Below are 16,684 nucleotides of genomic sequence, written 5' to 3'. Positions count from 1 at the left end.
TCCCGCCCCGCCGCCTGAAAAGGCCACGGGGCTTTTTATCGCCGTCTGGTCAGAGCCGATCTTGCCTTGACAGACATGTTACCCATGGATCACAGTTTGCATATGTTTCAAATCATTCAGAGCGAAACCTTTCAAGGCTGGCTGACTGGCCTGAAAGACCGGCAGGCAGTGGCCCGGATTCATGCCCGGCTTGATCGGGCTGCGGGTGGCAATCTTGGCGATGTGAAGCCTGTGCGTGATGGTGTTGCTGAGATGCGTATTGATCATGGGCCGGGCTACCGCTTGTATTTCATCCGTCGCGGACGATTGGTGATCGTTCTGCTGGCAGGTGGCGACAAGAGCACCCAGGATGCGGATATCGACCGTGCAATTAAAATTGCGCAGGACTGGAGGGATTGAATCATGACTGAGAAATTTTCGCGTTACGACACGGCCGATTACCTCAAGACCGAGGAGGACATAGCGCTTTATCTCGATGCCTGTCTCGAGGAAGACCCCGGCGATGGCAGCCTGATCCGTACCGCGCTTGGCAGCATCGCCCGTGCCAAGGGGATGAGCCAGCTTGCCCGCGATACGGGCATTTCCCGTGAGGGGCTTTATCGTGCGCTGTCCGCCGAGGGTAATCCAGAGTTCAGCACCGTGATGAAGGTGATCCGCGCCCTGGGAGTAAAACTCCACGCGGATATCGCGCACGCTTCCTGATCGTCTGGCCTCCCACCCCAAAAATTTACGGCCACAAGCCAAAACAATCGAGATATCCCCCCTCCATCGCGGGGTCCGGGGAGGCCGCGCCTCCCCGGGCGGGGTCTGGGGCGGCAAGCCCCAGAAACAGCCGCTCTTGACACCCAAAGTCTTTTCGGGTCCGATCCCCCTCGTCCAAGGGGAGCCCCGCGTGAGGGGCTGAGAGACTGCTGTGCCGATGGCCGTGCGGAAACCCTTTGAACCTGATCCGGGTGATGCCGGCGTAGGGATGGATCCATCGGTCAGCGATGAGCGTCTCGCCTCTGGGGTGCCCGGGTCTTCCTTTGAGGGAGATCCTAAATGACAGCCTATCCTTCCTTTTGCGTGACAACGGGACCCTTGCCGGCGAGCCGCAAGGTGTTTTTGGACGTGCCGGGGCGGCCCGAGATGCGGGTGGCGGCGCGAGAGATTGTGTTGAGCCCGGCATCGGGCGAAGCGCCGCTGCGGGTGTATGATACCTCGGGACCGTATACCGACCCGGCGGCGACGGTGGACATCCGCCAGGGCTTGCCGGCCCTGCGCGCGCCGTGGCGTGCGGAGCGCGACGATAGCGAGCCCGTGGCGACGCCGGTGCTGGCGGCGGCGCTGGCCGAGGGCGGCGCGGTGCCGGCGTTTGCGCGCTTGGAGCGGCCGGTCTACCGGGCCCGGGGCGGGCGGGTGGTGACGCAGTTGGCCTATGCCCGGGCTGGGATTATTACGCCGGAAATGGAATACGTGGCGGTGCGCGAGTCGCAGGGGCGCACGGCGGGGCGGCCGGTGGACGACCGGGGCCAGCCGGGACCCTATCCCCTGCCCGATGTGGTGTCGCCGGAGTTTGTGCGGGCCGAGATCGCGGCGGGGCGGGCGGTGTTGCCGGCCAACATCAATCACCCCGAGGCCGAGCCGATGATCATTGGCCGGAACTTCCGGGTGAAGATCAACGCCAACCTGGGAACCTCGGCGCTGGGCTCCTCGGTGGCGGCCGAAGTGGACAAGATGGTGTGGGCGACGCGCTGGGGCGCCGACACGGTGATGGATCTTTCGACCGGGGCCGACATTGCGCGGCTGCGCGAGTGGATTGTGCGCAACTGCCCGGTGCCGCTGGGCACGGTGCCCTTGTATCAGGCGGTGAGCGCGGTGGGCGGGGTGATTGAGGACCTGAGCTGGCCGCTTTACCGCGACATCCTCATCGCCCAGTGCGAGCAGGGCGTGGACTACTTCACCATCCATGCCGGGGTGCGGGCCGACCACTTGCCCTTGGTCGAGCGGCGCTTGATGGGCATTGTCTCGCGCGGCGGGGCGATTATGGCGCGCTGGTGCCGGGCCCATGGCACCGAGAACTTCCTGTACACCCACTTCGAAGAGATCTGCGCGATCTTGCGGGCCTACGACGCGACGGTGTCGCTGGGCGACGGGCTGCGGCCCGGCTGCTTGGCCGATGCCAACGACGCGGCGCAGTTCGCCGAACTGGAAACCCTGGGCGCCTTGGCGCGGCTGGCCGGGACGCACGATGTCCAGGTGCTGATCGAGGGACCTGGGCATGTACCGCTGCACAAGATCCAGGAAAACATGGTGCGCCAGGAACAAGCCTGCGGCCAAGCCCCGTTCTACACCCTGGGTCCTTTGGTGACCGACGCGGCGCCCGGCTACGACCACCTGACCAGCGCGATGGGGGCGGCGCTGATTGGCTGGCAGGGCACGGCCATGCTGTGCGTGGTGACGCCCAAGGAGCACCTGGGCCTGCCCAACCGCGACGACGTGAAGACGGGGGTGATTGCCTACAAGATCGCCGCCCACGCCGCTGATTTGGCCAAGGGCCACCCGGAGGCCCGGCTGCGCGACGATGCCCTGTCGCGGGCCCGGGTGGGGTTCCGCTGGTGCGACCAGTTCGCCCTGGCCTTCGACCCTGAAACGGCGGAACGCCTGCACGCCGAAAGCCTGCCCCCCGGCCGCACCGCCTCTGACCACTGCTCGATGTGCGGCCCAGCCTTCTGCTCCATGCGCGTGAGCCGCTAACCCAGGATCGGCGGGGTCTGGGGAGGCCCGTCTCCCCAGCCTTCCTTTTTTCTCTTTCCCCCTTGCCTCCGACCGTATTTCGATATATCTAAATCTTCGTTATATCGAAACACACACGGAGCTTATCAAATGTCCTTCTTCACTTGGCCCCAACGCTGCCTCACCCGCCGCCACGCACGCGGCCTCTTCGGCCTCGGCGGGGGGCTCGGCCCCGGCGGGGGTCACGGCCGCGGCCGGGGTGGCCGCCTGGGCCGCCTGTTCGCCCACGGCGATCTCCACTTGGTGATTTTGTCCCTGATCGCCGAAAAGCCCCGGCACGGCTACGAGATCATCAAGGCCATCGAGGAGCGGGTGGCCGGCGCCTACAGCCCGAGCCCCGGAACGGTCTACCCCGCCCTCACCTTGTTGGAAGACCAGGGCTATGTCGCCCAGGAGCCTGCGCCCGGTAGCAAGAAGCTCTATGCCATCACCGCCGAGGGCCACGCCTACTTGGCGCAGAACCAAGACGCCCTCGTCGTTCTGTTAAGCCGGATGGATCAGGCCCAGCGCGAGCACCAGCATGCGATTTCGCCGCAAATCCTGCGGGCGATGGAGAGTTTGAAGATGGCCTTGCGGTTCAAGGGCGAGCAGGCGCCGTTGAGTGACGCCGAGTTAGCGCGGATCGTTGAGGCGCTGGATGAGGCGACGCGCAAGATTGAGCAGGGGTGAAAGAAGAAGAAGGCTGGGGAGGCGGGCCTCCCCAGGCCCCTCCATTCTTTTATGAGGAGAGAGATGATGCCGAGTTATTCAATTATTGTGACGCCTCATACGCCGGATCAGGTTCCGTTTCGTTTTGAGGTCAGGACACATGATGATCTTAAAGAGATCATTGGCAAGGTGTCGGCGAAGGGCTGGTTCGACGAGGAGGAGACCAAGGCGTTTTGCGTCGGGCTCAAGCTGTTTTCGGGGGTGATGCTCAAGCATCGCCAGCACTCGCTGTTCGCCGAGTTTCTGGCTCCGTTCGGGGCGTTCATGAAGACGCTCAAGACCTGGTCCTGACGCCCGCCGGCCACGAAAAAGCCCGCCGCGCCGAAAGGCGGGCGGGCTTCGTCGTGAAGCGATGCCGGATCAGGCGTCGTATTCGTCGTCGAACGCCTCGTCGGCGTCCTCGTCGTGCTGATCGGCCTCGAGGACCTCTTCCTCTTCCTCGACCACCTCGGGGGCGGAGAGGGCGCGGGCCTCATCCTCGGTGCGGGCGACGACCAGGGTCAGGGTCACGACCACTTCGGGATGCAAGGACAGGCGGGTCTCGTAGCGGCCCAGGTCCTTGATCGGCTGGTTGAGCAGAACCTGCTGCCGGCTGATCACGTAGCCCTCGGCCTTGAGGGCGTCGGTGATGTCGCGGGCGGACACGGAGCCGTAGAGCTGCCCACCTTCACCGGCCTGACGCACCATGACGAGGGTCAGGTTGTCCATGCGGGTCGCCACCTGCTCGGCTTCGGAGCGCCGCTTCAGGTTGATGGCTTCCAGCTCGGCCCGGCGCGCTTCAAAAACCGCCAGGTTCTCTTTGTTCTTGCGCAGGGCCTTCTTCTGCGGCAACAGGAAGTTGCGCGCATACCCATCCTTGACCTTCACGGTATCGCCCATGAAGCCAAGCTTTTCGATCCGCTCCAGCAGGATCACTTCCATCATTTCTAGCCTCCCCGGGTCCTGCGGGACCCTTGATGCGGCAGCGGGCCGCGTCCAACCACGTTCTTAACCGTTTAACCGTCAGGCGAGCCCCTGGGGTCCGCGCCGTTTGATCATGACTTCCACCACCCCCAGCCCGGCGACAGCGGCCAAAGCGGCCGTTGATCCCAGCACCATGAGCCCATAGAACGCGCCGAGCGCCACCCCGGGATGGGGCAGCAACCGAGCGGCCTGATGGACCAAGACCAGCCCCATGGCGACCAGCGGCATCGCAAGCCCAAAGGCCGCGTTGGCCGCAAGATAGCCGGCATCGCCCCCCAGCCCCACGCCGCCCGCGAGGGCCGCCAGGAACAAGCCGACCTGCCACGAGGGCAGATCGAGGGCGCTGTAGACCGGCGTGGGTCGCGAGGCGACCTTGCGCCGGGCCAAAAGGGCCTGAGCCAGCATGGCACACAAGGTGATGCGGGTGACCCAGGTCGCGAGGAACACGCCGGGCAGGTAGGCGGGCATGGCGGCGAGCACCTGTGCCCGGGCTTCGACCGGTGCCTCGGCGAGCACGCTGGTGAGGGCGTCGTGAACGGCGCCGGCCACCACGGCCTCGAGACTGGCCTCGCCCGTGGGCACGCCGAGCGCGAACAGGGCCAGAAGCCCCAGCGCCGCGGCAGAGAGCCACGCGAGCACATGCCCCGCCGGATACCACGCCGCCGCCCCTTCGGCTGGCAGCGCTCCTCGCCCGAGACCGGGCGCGGACCGCAAGGCCAGGGCGCAGACGAGCACGGCGGGGACCCCGTCGAGCAGGACCTGGACCGGCACCATGGCCCACGGCAAAAAGACCAAGGCGGCACCGGTGGCCACGATCGCCGCCGCCAGGGCGCTGGCCGCGCCGAAGCGCAAGCCGACGACCAGAAGCGGCAGGACCGAGGCCTGCATGATCAAGGCGCCGAGAACGGGCACATAAAGGAAAGCCGCGAACATCAGAACCCCGGCCAGACCGGCAAGGGCCGCATACGGCAGGGTCCTGGACATCAGCGTCTCTCCCGTGCGCCCGGGGCGCAAGCGTCGGGTTACTTCAGCACGTAGGGCAGCAGGGAGAGGAAGCGGGCGCGCTTGATCGCCCGGGCCAACTCCCGCTGCTTCTTCGCGGACACGGCGGTGATGCGGCTGGGCACGATCTTGCCGCGCTCGGAGACGAAGCGGCTCAGCAGCTTGATGTCCTTGTAGTCGATCTTCGGAGCGCTGGCGCCGGAGAACGGGCAGGTCTTACGCCGACGGAAAAACGGACGACGGGGCGCGGCCATCATTCGGCTCCTTCACGCTGGGGGCGACGCTCGGACCGCTCGGGGCGGTCCCCACGGGGGAAGCGATCGCCGCGATCCCCGCGCTCGCCACGCTCCGGCCGATCGCCAAAGCGCTCGCCGCGACGGCCCGGACGCTCCGGACGGTCATTCTTCTGCATCATGGCCGAGGGGGCTTCCTCCAGGGCCTCGACGCGGACCACCATGTGGCGGATCACGTCTTCATTGAGGCGCAGGCGGCGCTCCAACTCGTGCACGGCCGGGGCCGGGGCATCGATGTTGAAGAAGGCGTAATGCCCCTTGCGGTTCTTCTTGATGCGGAAATTCAGGGCGCGCAGACCCCAGTATTCCCGCTTCAGCACCGACCCGCCCCCTTCGGTGACGATGGTCGTCAGATCATCGCCCAGGGTATCCACCTGCGTGGTGGCGATGTCCTGGCGCGCGATGAGTACGCATTCATAAAAGGCCATTCTATGGTCCCTTTTGGCTTTTCTCTTCTCCTCTTGCCGTGGCTTCACGACAAAAGGGCATAGCCGGACCTCCGGGGTGGGGATCCGGCAAGGGTTTCGAGAGGCGCGCACTATAGTCGCTTTGGCGGCGCATGCAAGGCAAACCCGTTGACCTGCGATCGCAGACGGCTCTTTTTTTGAAGCGTGGGCGGATCGTTCCGTCTTCGCTATTATTGCGATTCCGTTTTAAAAAAGCTCACCGTGTTGTTTTTCCTGGCCTTTCCTGCCCTCGTCCAAGGACGCCAGCGCCGCCAGGGCGCGGGCCCGGGCCTGGGGGTGATCCACCTGGGGCCGGGGATAGTTCTGGCCCAACCGAACCCCGGCCGCCGCCAGATCCAGGGCCGAGGCGGTCCAGGGGCGGTGAATCACGGGCGCCGGCAGGCGGGCCAACTCGGGCACCCAGCGCCGGACATAGGCCCCCTCGGGGTCGAAGCGCTCGGCCTGGGTCACGGGATTGAAGATGCGGAAATACGGCGCGGCATCAGAGCCACAGCCCGCCACCCACTGCCAGCCCGCCGGGTTGTTGGCCGGGTCGGCATCCACCAGTGTGTCGTGAAACCACGCGAGCCCGGCCCGCCAGTCCACCAAAAGATGCTTCACCAAAAACGAGGCGACCACCATGCGGACCCGGTTATGCATCCAGCCCGTAGCCCACAGCGCGCGCATCCCAGCATCCACCAGCGGATACCCCGTCAGCCCCCGGCGCCAGCGAGCCAGCGCCGCCTGGCTCTCCTCGGGCCCCGCCCAGGGAAAGCGGGCGAACGGCGCCTTGAGCGGACGCTCGGCCATGTCGGGAAAGCGATGCAGCCCGTGATAACAAAACTCCCGCCAGCCGAGTTGCCGCAAAAACCCCTCGCGCCCCGGCGACGGCGGGCGCATCTGGCAGGCCGACCAGATCTGGCGCGGCGATATCTCGCCCCAGGCCAAGGATGGTGCCAGCTTCGAGGTCGCCGGCCGGTCGGGTCGGTCGCGCAGATCGGCATAGCCCTCCAGCCCTGCCGCCAAAAAAGCATCAAGCCGCTCTTGGGCGCTGGCCTCGCCCGGCGTCCAGGCCGCGCGCAGGCCAGCCGCCCAATCCGGCGCGCTCGGGCGCAGGGCCCAGTCCTCCAGGCGCTCGCTCGCCGGCAGGGTCGGCGGCGCCGGCACCCGGGTCGGAGCGGGCTCGGGACGGCCGGGATCCACGGTCTTGACCAAGGTGTTCCAAAACGGCGTGAACACCCCATACGGGGTTCCGCTGCGAGTGGTCAGCCGCTCGGGATCATGCAGCAGCAGGCCCGCATGACTCTGAAAGGCCACCCCAAGCCCAGCCAGGGCCGCCGCGACCCGAGCCTCGGTCGCCGCCTCGGGCCCCCAGCTCCGCGCAGCCAGGACCGCCTCGGCCCCGGTCGCGCGCGCCAGTTCGGCGCATAAAAAAGGGAGGGACACCGCCCTCCCCATGACCGCCCCCCACGCGGCTTATTTCGCGGGAGCGCCCTCGGAGTAGTAATCAACGGGAGCCGTCTGCCCCTTGCTGCCCTCGATGTTCTTGACCTCGGAACGCCGCATCTGGGTGTAGAGGCTGCGCATGGTGGCATAGTAGTCGAGCGAGGTCTTGCGCAACTCATCCATCTCGTTGACGTGGCCGCCATACTCGCTCGCCAACGTGGCGTAGGTCCGCCCCCCCGACACCATGGTGCCGATGTCGCCGCCGGGCACCCAGAACAGGGGATGGGACACCATGTCGATGCCACTGCCCAAGGCGTCGCGCGGGTTGGAGGGGCCGAGCAGGGGCAGGACCATGTAAGGGCCGTCCCCCATGCCCCAGGCGCCCAGGGTTTGCCCGAAATCCTCGCGATGCTTGGGCAACTGATAGTCCTTGGCCGCGACATCCATGGTGCCGAGCACACCCAAGGTGGTATTGATGAAGAAGCGCTGGGTGGTCACCCAGGCGCGTGTCGCCTCTCCTTGCAACAGATCGTTCAGCAAGATGACCGGCGTTTTGACGTTATGCACCACATTATCGACCGCTTCCTTGCCCTTGTCGGGCAGGACCATGTAGGGCGCGATCCAGGGGCGCAAGAAGGTATAAATCAGGTCATTGACCGCGAACACATAGCGGTTCCACGGTTCCATGGGGTCGCTGACCAACTCGTCCCCCTGAGGGGCGCTGGCGCAAGAGGCTGTCGAGGAAACCGCCACGGCCAGGATCCCGGCCCGGGCCACCTGGCCCCAGAACCCCGATTTCTTTCGATTCACTTGGGTCATCGCCCTTCCCAGTTCCGAGGTTGACACCACAGTCGTGGCCATGGCCCCGCCGCGACCTCTGTTGACGGGTCCTTGGTGCCACGCTACGAACCCCCGCGATGGCGTGGTGCCCGCGCTTTCTGCCTTTTGCAGACTAGGCGTTTCCCCGCAAGGCGGCAACAGGGAAAGCCTGTTTGGTGTGGCCTGAATGTCGCCCTGTTGCCAGATTGCCGCAACCTTCTTGCGGGCATTCATTCCTCGTTTCCTTGGAAAGGGGTCCGTCTGATGAGCCGAGTTTTTATCCCCTTGCGCGGTCGCGGTTTTCTGGCCGGCGCGATTCTTTGCCTGCTTTGCCCCGTGCCGGGAGCGACACTGGCCGCGGATCCATCTAAAATTGAAGCCGCCAGTGTAATCGCCCCTGTCGAGCAGTTCCACGCTGTTTTGCTTCAGGTCATGCGCGACGCGGCCGCGCTGGGTCCCGAGGGCCGGCGAAGCCGCATCGACCCGCAGGCCCGCGCCACCTTTGATTTTGCCCGCATGGCCCGCCTGATCGCCGGCCCCACCGGTCGCGCCGCCAGCGAGGCCCAGCAGGCTCGGTTCGCCGAGGCCTTTGCCACCTTGAGCATTGCCACCTACGCGTCGCGTTTCAAGGGCTGGTCGGGCCAGAGCTTCGAGACCTTGGGCACCGAGTCGGGGCCGCGCGGCACCACCTTGGTGCTCACCCGAATCAACATGCCCCAGGGCGAGCCGGTGGCCCTGACCTATGTTGTGGTGACGGGCGACGACGGCACCCCCCGCGTCACCGACATCTTGCTCAAAGGCTCGGTCAGCGAACTCTCGGTAAAGCGCTCCGACTATGCCGCCTTGCTCCAAGCGGGGGACCTCGATGCCCTGAGCGCTGCTCTGGAGAAACAGGCCCAGGCCCTGTTGGCCCCCTGAGTTTGGGGGAACGGGGGCGAGAGAGTGGAAGAGAAGGCTGGGGAGGCGGGGCCTCCCCAGACCCCTCGGTCATGGTGACCCTTCGCGTTGAGGGACACCCCAGCCTTTTCTTTTGACCTTACCCTCCGGTCAACGCGCGGATCTGGCGGGCGGCCACGGTGAGCATGGCCAAGTCCAAGGTGGGGGCGGCGCGCAAATCTTGCAGGATCTGGTCGGTACGATCGACCACGCGGGCGTGGCGCAACCGCCAGCCGGCCAGGGCCTGGGAGGGATCATCGCTGGGACCGGCGTCGTCAAGAATGGCCTGGGTCAGGGCGCGTTGCTGGATGTCGAGATCCTCCAGGCTGGCCGCGACCGCCATGCGGGTCCAGGGACTGCCGTGGTCCAGGGTCTGGGCCCGGCCGCGCAGGGTGTCGATGCCAAACGCGAGGCCCACCGCGAAATAAAGCCGGGCGACGGTTTCCACCGATAGGGCCCGACTTTGGGCCAAGCGGGCAATGTCGCCGGCAGGCGCGAGCACGTCGAGGGCGGCGATGGACGTGGCCAGATCGTCGGGCACGCCCTGGGCCCGCAAGGCGCCCGCGCGAGTGGTAACGGGGGCCAGGGTTTCCGCCGGCAGCACGGCGGGAAGGCGCTCGCGCAGCACCTGGACCGTGCCGGCCAGGGCCGCTCCCGCGCCATGCAGGTCGAGCGGCCAAGGCTCGTGGCGCAGAACCCACAGCGTGGTGTGGGCCAGCAGGCGGTTGATGGCGCGCAGCATGTCGAGCTGGACGGCGGCCTCGACCTGACCCTCCAGGGCTTCGATGGCGTCCCACAGCACGCGGGCGTCGTGGCCGTCGCGGCTGATGAGGTAGGCGCGGGTGACATCGACGGCATCGAGCCCGGTGCGCTCGGTCATTTGCGAGATGAACACGACGCCGGCCCGATTGATCAGGCTGTTGGTGGTGACGGTCGAGATGATTTCGCGGCGCAGACGATGGGCGCGTAGGGCCTCGGGAAAGCGCTGGCCCAGGGCTTCGGGGAAGTAGCGGACCAGCTCGCCCTCCAAGGCCGGATCGTCGGGAAGGTCGCTCGCCATGATCTGATCGAACAGCCAGATCTTGGCGTAGGAGAGCAGCACGGCGATCTCGGGCCGGGTCAGCCCCTGGCCAGCCGCCAGACGGTTTTGCACCGTGTCGTCGTCGGGCAGGAACTCCAAGGCGCGATCAAGCCGGCCGGCCCGCTCCAGGGCCCGCATCAGGCGGAGTTGGGCGTCCAGGTCCTCGACCCCGCCGACACGGGCCAAACTGATGGCCTGGGTTTGCAACACGTTGTGGCGCAAGACCAGAGCCGCAACCTCGTCGGTCATCTCGGCCAGCAACTGGTTGCGCTGACGCGGGGTCATTTCGTCGGCGGCGACCACGCTGTTGAGCAGGATCTTGATGTTAACCTCGTGGTCCGAGCAATCGACCCCCCCGGCATTGTCGATGGCATCGGTGTTGAGGCGCACACCGCGCAAGCCCAACTCAATGCGGCCGCGCTGGGTAATGCCGAGGTTGGCGCCCTCCCCGACCACGCGGGCGCGCACCAAAGCGGCGTCGAGGCGGACCGCATCGTTGGCGCGATCGCCGACCTGGGCGTGGGATTCGTCGTGAGCCTTGAGGAAGGTGCCGATGCCGCCAAACCACAGGAGATCGACCGGAGCGCCAAGCAGGGCACGGATCAGGGCATCGGGCGTCACCGGGCCATCGGGCAGACCCAAGAGGGCGCGCACCCGCCCGCTCGGATCAAGCCGCTTGGCCGAACGGGAGTAGATTGCGCCGCCCTCGGAAAGCTGGGCCGGGTCGTAGTCGGCCCAGGTCGAGCGCGGCAGGAGAAAAAGGCGGCGACGCTCGGCCAGGGCGCGGGCCGGGTCGGGGTCGGGATCAAGGAAAATATGCTGGTGGTTGAAGGCGCCCACCAGCTTGAGATGGGGCGAGAGCAGCATGGCATTGCCAAACACATCGCCGGCCATGTCGCCCACGCCGACCACGGTGGTGTCGGTGGTCTGGAGGTCGTGGCCCATTTCGCGAAAATGCCGGCGCACCGCCACCCAGGCGCCCCGCGCGGTGATGCCCATGGCCTTGTGGTCGTAGCCGTGCGACCCACCCGAGGCGAAGGCATCGCCCAGCCWGAAGCCGTACTCCAAGGACAGCCGGTTGGCGATGTCCGAGAAGGTGGCCGTGCCCTTGTCGGCGGCCACCACCAGATAGGGGTCGTCGCCGTCGTGACGAACCACCCGGGGCGGCGGCACGACGCGCGCTCCGTCCAAGGTGTCGGTCACGTCGAGCAGGGCGCGGATCATGGTTTCGTAGCAGGCGATACCCTCGGCCTGAAGGGCGTCGCGGCCCCCATCGGCGGGCGGACGGCGCACCACGAAACCGCCCTTGGCCCCCACTGGCACGATGACCGCGTTCTTGACCCGCTGGGCTTTCATCAGCCCCAGGATTTCGGTGCGGAAGTCCTCGCGGCGGTCGGACCAGCGAATGCCGCCCCGGGCGACCGGACCGGTGCGCAGGTGCACGGCCTCGACGCGCGGGCTGTAGACAAAGATTTCCTTCCACGGGCGCGGCTGGGGCAACTGGTCGATGCGCGGGCTGTCGAGCTTGAGGGCCAGGGCCGGCCGGGCCGGAAGCTGGTAGGCATTAGTGCGCACGGTGGCCTCGATCAGCACCAGAAGGCGGCGCAAGATACGATCCTCGTCGGGGCTGCTCACCGCCTCCAAGGCGGCGTGCAGGCGGGCGCGCAACTCTGCTTGGCGGGCTGCGCGTTCGGCCTCCAGGTCGGGGTCAAAGCGGGCCGCGAACAAGGCGACCAGATCAACGGCCATCGCCGGGTGGGCCGCCAGGGTATCGGCCATGGCATTGAGGCTGGAGGGAAAGGCCGCTTGGCGCAAAAACCGGGCATAAGCGCGCAGAATGACCACCTCGCGCCACGTGAGGCCGGCCAGACTGACCAGCCGGTTGAAGCGGTCATTTTCGACCTCGCCTTGCAGCAGGCGGGCAAAGCAGTCCTGAACCGCGTCGCGCAGGGCGCCGACCGCCAGGGGTCGGCCATCGGCACTGACCAGCAACACATCGTGCAGCCACAGCCGGGGCAGGGCCTCGCCGGGGGCACCGGCGGGCTTTACGGCAAAGGGCATTTCCCCAATCACCCGAAAGCCCAGGTTTTCCAGCAACGGCACGGTTTCCGACAAGGGCAGCGGTGCCCCGGGCCGACAGATCTTGAAGCGGACCTCGTGCTCCGCATCCTCCATGGCCCGGTACAAGGTCAGGGAAAAGCCGGGGGCCCTCGGGGGCGCGGGCCTCTTCCAGGCGGTTGATGTCGGCCACGGCCTGCGGCGCGCCAAAGCGCTCACGGTAGCCGGCGGGAAAGGCCTGGGCATAGCGACTAGCGAGCAGGCTGCCGCGCTCCTCGCCGTGCGTCGCCACCAGGGCCTCGGCCAGGGCATCGGTCCAGGCGCGGGCCGCGTCGGCAATGCGGGCCTCCAGAGCGCGGGCATCCACCTGGGCCAAAATCCCCGGTTGGGTTTGCACGCAAACATGCAAGCGGGCCAGCGGGGTGTCGGCCATCTGGGTGGAAAAGGCCAACACCCGACCGTCGAACGCCTCTTCCAAGATGGTTTGAATGCCCAGGCGCAAGGCGGTGTCGTGGCGATCGCGCGGCACGAACACCAAACACGAGACAAAGCGCCCCAACGGCTCGGCGCGCAGGAACAGGGCCGGCCGGGGTCGCTCTTGCACCCGCAACACCCCAAGCGCGATACGCGCCAGCGTGGCGGCATCGGCCTGGAACAGTTCGTCGCGGGGCAGGGTCTCCAAGATGGCCAGCAGCTTGCGGCCGTCGTGGGTTCCCGGCGCGCGGCCGGTCACGGTGATGGCCTGGGTGATCTTGCCGCGCAGCAACGGCACCTCGCGCGGCGAGTCGGTATACACATCGGCGGTGAACAGGCCCAGGAACAGCCAACTCTCGCTGGGCGCACGGACCACTACCACGTCATAGGCCACCGGGCGGTGCACCCGCGCCCGCTCCAGGCTTTTGGTCAGCAACAGGCGTGGGCCATCGGCCGGGAGCCGGGCAGGGTCAAAGCCCAGGAGATCGGCGGGGGCCGTTTCGGGAGCACGCAGCAGGCCCAGGGTTTCCCCGCCTCCCAGGGGCAAGGCGCCCAGAAAGGTGAAATGATCATCGGCCAACCAGCGCAGGAAAGCCCGCTCCTCGTCCGGCAAGGTCTCGCCCAAGGCGGTGCAGGTCTGGCGCATGGCCTGCCAGTCGGTAACGGCCAGCCGGACCAACTCCAAGACCGCCAGCACCGCGTCCTCGGCAGCGGCGAGGCGGGCCGGGTCGGCGGGGGCGACGACCTGAAGATGCATGATCGATTCCGGCGCGCCGCTCGGACTGTCAAGCGGCGCCAGATCGCTCACGCTGCCCGAGGCATCGCGCGTGACTCGCAACACCGGATGCACCAAAAGCCGCACCCCCAGGCCCAGCCGAGTCAGCTCCGCCACCACGGAATCGACCAAAAAGGGGCGGTCATCGGAAACAATCTCCACCACCGCGTGGTCACAGCCCCAGCCGTGTTCCTCCAGGCTCGGGCGATAGGCCCGCACCTTGGGGCGACCCGGCGTGCGGCGCCGGGCAAAGCTCCACAAGGACAAGGTCTGGCCGTAAAGGGTTTCGGCGTCGAAGCCCATCAGGTCCTCCGGCGGCACCCCGGCTAGGCACAAGCGCACGAACTGGCAGGCCGGGCCGCTGGGGGGACCTTCAAGGCGACGACCGACCAGGGCCACCACGGACTCGATCAGGGCGTGGGCACGGGCATCATCGGCTGGGACCATGGGGGAGATCTCCACGAGGAAACGAGGGGCCTGGGGAGGCCAGCCTTCTCTTGTTGTTGCATCGGCCCTGACGCATTTTGGGACGAGCCGCAGGCACAAAGCAAAGAGGTGGGCAGGGTGTTGCACATTGACAATGTCGAGGCCTGTCACGGACCGGCCCAGGTTCTGTTCGGCCTCAGCCTCGCGGTCGGCCCCGGCGAGGGCGTGGCCCTGCTCGGACGCAACGGGGCGGGGAAAAGCGCCACCTTCCTCGCCGTTTTGGGCCTGATCCGAGTCACGGCAGGCGACATCCGCCTGCACGGCCAGTCCGTTCTCGGCAGGCCGCTGCACACCCTGGCCCGCGCCGGTCTTGGCTGGGTGCCCGAGGAGCGCCGCGTGTTCACCGGCCTGTCGGTCGCCGAAAACATTCGGGTCGGCATGTCGGGGCGCCCCGGTCCCTGGAGCGAGGCCCGGCTCCAGGCCTTGTTTCCCGCCCTGGCTCCCCTCTGGCGCCGGCCGGCCGGCCTGCTCTCGGGGGGCGAACAGCAGATGCTCAGTGTCGCACGCACCCTGGCCGGCAATCCCGATGTGTTGCTGCTCGACGAACCCTCGGAGGGCTTGGCGCCGATCGTGGTTCAGGCGCTGGCCGAGGCCGTGGCCGCCATTAAGGCCGAGGGGGTGGCCGTTTTGTTGAGTGAGCAAAACCCCCTGTTTGCCGAGCCGTTGGCCGATCGTTTGGTCCTGATCGAGCGGGGCCGGGCGGTTTGGACGGGCTCGGCCCAGGCGCTGGCGGCCGAGACGGAATTGCGCGAGCGGGTGCTGCTAGGATAAGGCTGGGGAGGCGGGCCTCCCCAGACCCCACATTGATGCAGCTCCTGCGCACGAGGCAGGCCCCAGGAACGCAGCGGTCTGGGGAGGCCCGCCTCCCCAGCCTTCCCTCTCTTCTTGCGACAGCTTGGCGATTGCACCCCCCGCCGCTTCGGCGTAGGGTCCCCCCTTCTCCCGTCCCTCCCATCGCACCCAGAAGGACCAAGCCCCCGGGCGGTCCGTGTCGAGGCTATTTTCATGGATCCCTCCTCCTCCCCGCTGCGGGTCGCCGTCCTTGTGACCCTGTATTGGACGCCCCGGGCGGGCGGGCATGTCAAAACTTGGGAACGCTTGGCCGATGCGGCGGCCGAGGTGCCGGGGCTTGATTTGACCGTCTTCCTCCTGGGAGAGACGGAAAAGGTGGTGGAGCGTTCGCCCCGAGCCCGCTTGCACCTGCTGGCGCCGCGCTTTGGCACCGACCGCCTCGCCTTTCTCGACAGCGGCGCCGGGCACACCGATTTGGCAAGGATTCATCCGCGCTTGGCCGCCTTGCTGACCGGCTTCGATCTGGTGGTCACCACCGACCATTTCGTTTTTGCCCGCACGGCCCGGCGCGTTCTAAGCGGGGGCCCGACAGTGCTGGTGCACTCCATCCATACCGACGTGGAAACCCTCGCCCGCACCTACGCCCCGGCCATCATCCAGCGCCTGCTGGGCGAACGCCTGGGCGCAGCCCTCGATCGCTGGCTGAACATCGGCGCCTGGGCCGCCCGCTCCGAGGCCCGCAAACTGCGCGACCACCTGGGAGCCTGCCAGCATGTGTTTGTCTCACGCCAGGAAGACGCCGATCTGGTCGAGGACGCCCACCCGGGCCTGCCCCACAGCTTCTTGCGCCGGGGGCTGGACCTCACCTTGTTTTCCCCGGCCCGCCGTGACCGCGCGGGGCTGGACCAGACCCTGGGCCTGGGATCGGAGGGCCGGGGATCGGAGCGGCTCTTGGCCCTGTTCGCCGGCCGCGCCGATGGCTCCAAGCGCCTGATGCTGGCGGTCGAGGCCGTGCGCCGGCTGCGCGATCAAGGCCACGAGATTGATCTTGTCATCGCCGGAGCCGGCATGGACCTCCCACGGGCGCAAGCGATCCTCGGGGCCCACTGCCATCTCCTTGGCCTTCTCGCCCAAACCGACTTAGCCCGGGTGATGGCCTCGTGCGACCTGTTCATCTTCCCCAGCGTGTCCGAAACCCTGGGCAATGTGGTTCTGGAAGCCCGGGCCTCGGGACTGCCCGTCGTGCTGTCGGGGCAGCGGGGGGGCACGGGCTGGCTGCTGAACACGCCGGGCGTTGATGGTCTGGTGGTCAGCAGCGACGACCCCGAGGTCTGGGCCCAGGCGGTGGCGTCCTTGCTGTCGCCCGACGTCCGCCATGCCATGGGACATGCGGCGCGCGAGGCGATGGAGGCTAACGCTCAAACCTGGGCCAGGGTGTTGAGCGAAGATCTTGTCGGGCCGTGGCGGGCGCTGGTCGGCCGGGCGTGAAGGGGGGGCTCGGAAAGAGGGGCCGGAGCGGCTCGCTGACGCCCAGAATCTTCCCACCAAACGGAACAAGCAAAGCCCCAGACCCCTCGGTCCCCTTTGACTAAGAGCTACCGGTCGGCGGTCATCGCGGTTAGGATGGCGC

General features: G+C 67.3%; 15 protein-coding genes, 1 pseudogene and 1 riboswitch. Of the genes and pseudogenes, 8 read left to right on the top strand and 8 right to left on the bottom strand.

Annotated features, from left to right (window positions below; translation table 11 throughout):
* Positions 1 to 84 precede the first annotated feature (84 nt).
* The 5 genes from RSPPHO_RS07670 (at position 85) to RSPPHO_RS07650 (ending at position 3,774) form a co-directional block, all read left to right on the top strand.
* Positions 85 to 399, top strand: coding sequence for a type II toxin-antitoxin system RelE/ParE family toxin (locus tag RSPPHO_RS07670; protein ID WP_277905320.1), 315 nt, complete (start codon positions 85 to 87; stop codon positions 397 to 399).
* 3 nt (positions 400 to 402) lie between these two features.
* A complete protein-coding gene (locus tag RSPPHO_RS07665; protein WP_014414704.1) occupies positions 403 to 702 on the top strand; it encodes an addiction module antidote protein in 300 nt (99 codons plus the stop codon).
* Between the two features lie 167 nt (positions 703 to 869).
* Positions 870 to 988, top strand: a riboswitch (TPP riboswitch).
* A gap of 53 nt (positions 989 to 1,041) precedes the next feature.
* Complete coding sequence (gene thiC, locus RSPPHO_RS07660) at positions 1,042 to 2,736, top strand: phosphomethylpyrimidine synthase ThiC (protein ID WP_014414703.1); 1,695 nt, start codon at positions 1,042 to 1,044, stop codon at positions 2,734 to 2,736.
* A gap of 129 nt (positions 2,737 to 2,865) precedes the next feature.
* Entirely contained in the window at positions 2,866 to 3,444 is a 579-nt protein-coding gene (locus RSPPHO_RS07655; RefSeq protein WP_014414701.1) for a PadR family transcriptional regulator, read from the top strand.
* Positions 3,445 to 3,507: 63 nt separating this feature from the next.
* Positions 3,508 to 3,774, top strand: a complete 267-nt coding sequence (locus tag RSPPHO_RS07650; protein ID WP_041794733.1) for a DUF3861 domain-containing protein — start codon at positions 3,508 to 3,510, stop codon at positions 3,772 to 3,774.
* A 69-nt stretch (positions 3,775 to 3,843) separates the two neighbouring features.
* Here RSPPHO_RS07650 and rplI read toward each other — a convergent pair whose 3' ends face one another.
* The 6 genes from rplI to RSPPHO_RS07620 all read right to left on the bottom strand — a co-directional run bounded on the left by rplI (position 3,844) and on the right by RSPPHO_RS07620 (position 8,452).
* Positions 3,844 to 4,404 carry a 50S ribosomal protein L9 gene (gene rplI, locus RSPPHO_RS07645; RefSeq protein WP_041796865.1) on the bottom strand — a complete coding sequence of 187 codons (561 nt, stop codon included), beginning with the start codon at positions 4,402 to 4,404 and terminating at the stop codon, positions 3,844 to 3,846.
* A gap of 81 nt (positions 4,405 to 4,485) precedes the next feature.
* Positions 4,486 to 5,430 (bottom strand): hypothetical protein, encoded by a 945-nt coding sequence (locus RSPPHO_RS07640; RefSeq protein ID WP_041794732.1) that lies wholly within the window; start codon positions 5,428 to 5,430, stop codon positions 4,486 to 4,488.
* Between the two features lie 38 nt (positions 5,431 to 5,468).
* Complete coding sequence (rpsR, locus tag RSPPHO_RS07635) at positions 5,469 to 5,705, bottom strand: 30S ribosomal protein S18 (RefSeq protein WP_014414697.1); 237 nt, start codon at positions 5,703 to 5,705, stop codon at positions 5,469 to 5,471.
* Complete coding sequence (rpsF, locus tag RSPPHO_RS07630) at positions 5,702 to 6,169, bottom strand: 30S ribosomal protein S6 (protein ID WP_041794731.1); 468 nt, start codon at positions 6,167 to 6,169, stop codon at positions 5,702 to 5,704. Before rpsF ends, rpsR begins: the two co-directional genes overlap by 4 nt.
* Before the next feature lie 225 nt (positions 6,170 to 6,394).
* A complete protein-coding gene (locus RSPPHO_RS07625) occupies positions 6,395 to 7,633 on the bottom strand; it encodes a cryptochrome/photolyase family protein (RefSeq protein WP_051013752.1) in 1,239 nt (412 codons plus the stop codon).
* Between the two features lie 30 nt (positions 7,634 to 7,663).
* Positions 7,664 to 8,452, bottom strand: a complete 789-nt coding sequence (locus tag RSPPHO_RS07620) for an MlaA family lipoprotein (RefSeq protein ID WP_051013751.1) — start codon at positions 8,450 to 8,452, stop codon at positions 7,664 to 7,666.
* A gap of 264 nt (positions 8,453 to 8,716) precedes the next feature.
* Here RSPPHO_RS07620 and RSPPHO_RS07615 point away from each other — a divergent pair, with 264 nt between their 5' ends.
* Positions 8,717 to 9,370, top strand: a complete 654-nt coding sequence (locus RSPPHO_RS07615; RefSeq protein WP_051013750.1) for an ABC transporter substrate-binding protein — start codon at positions 8,717 to 8,719, stop codon at positions 9,368 to 9,370.
* 118 nt (positions 9,371 to 9,488) lie between these two features.
* On the opposite strand, the gene RSPPHO_RS07610 is transcribed toward RSPPHO_RS07615, so the two are convergent.
* Positions 9,489 to 12,644, bottom strand: coding sequence for an NAD-glutamate dehydrogenase domain-containing protein (locus RSPPHO_RS07610; RefSeq protein WP_277905319.1), 3,156 nt, complete (start codon positions 12,642 to 12,644; stop codon positions 9,489 to 9,491).
* 109 nt (positions 12,645 to 12,753) lie between these two features.
* A pseudogene (locus RSPPHO_RS21485) lies at positions 12,754 to 14,079 on the bottom strand (NAD-glutamate dehydrogenase); the annotation flags it as partial.
* Positions 14,080 to 14,340: 261 nt separating this feature from the next.
* Here RSPPHO_RS21485 and RSPPHO_RS07605 point away from each other — a divergent pair.
* Both RSPPHO_RS07605 and RSPPHO_RS07600 read left to right on the top strand, forming a co-directional pair.
* Positions 14,341 to 15,033, top strand: coding sequence for an ABC transporter ATP-binding protein (locus tag RSPPHO_RS07605; protein ID WP_041794730.1), 693 nt, complete (start codon positions 14,341 to 14,343; stop codon positions 15,031 to 15,033).
* 234 nt (positions 15,034 to 15,267) lie between these two features.
* The gene (locus RSPPHO_RS07600) at positions 15,268 to 16,542 is read left to right on the top strand and encodes a glycosyltransferase (protein WP_041794729.1); all 1,275 of its coding nucleotides are present in this window, start codon (positions 15,268 to 15,270) and stop codon (positions 16,540 to 16,542) included.
* The last annotated feature ends 142 nt before the right edge of the window (positions 16,543 to 16,684 follow it).

Origin of the sequence: Pararhodospirillum photometricum DSM 122, assembly GCF_000284415.1 — a bacterium.
Lineage (GTDB): Bacteria > Pseudomonadota > Alphaproteobacteria > Rhodospirillales > Rhodospirillaceae > Pararhodospirillum > Pararhodospirillum photometricum.
The sequence above is the reverse complement of the archived record's forward strand: the minus strand, read 5'-3'. Positions and strand labels throughout refer to the sequence as shown.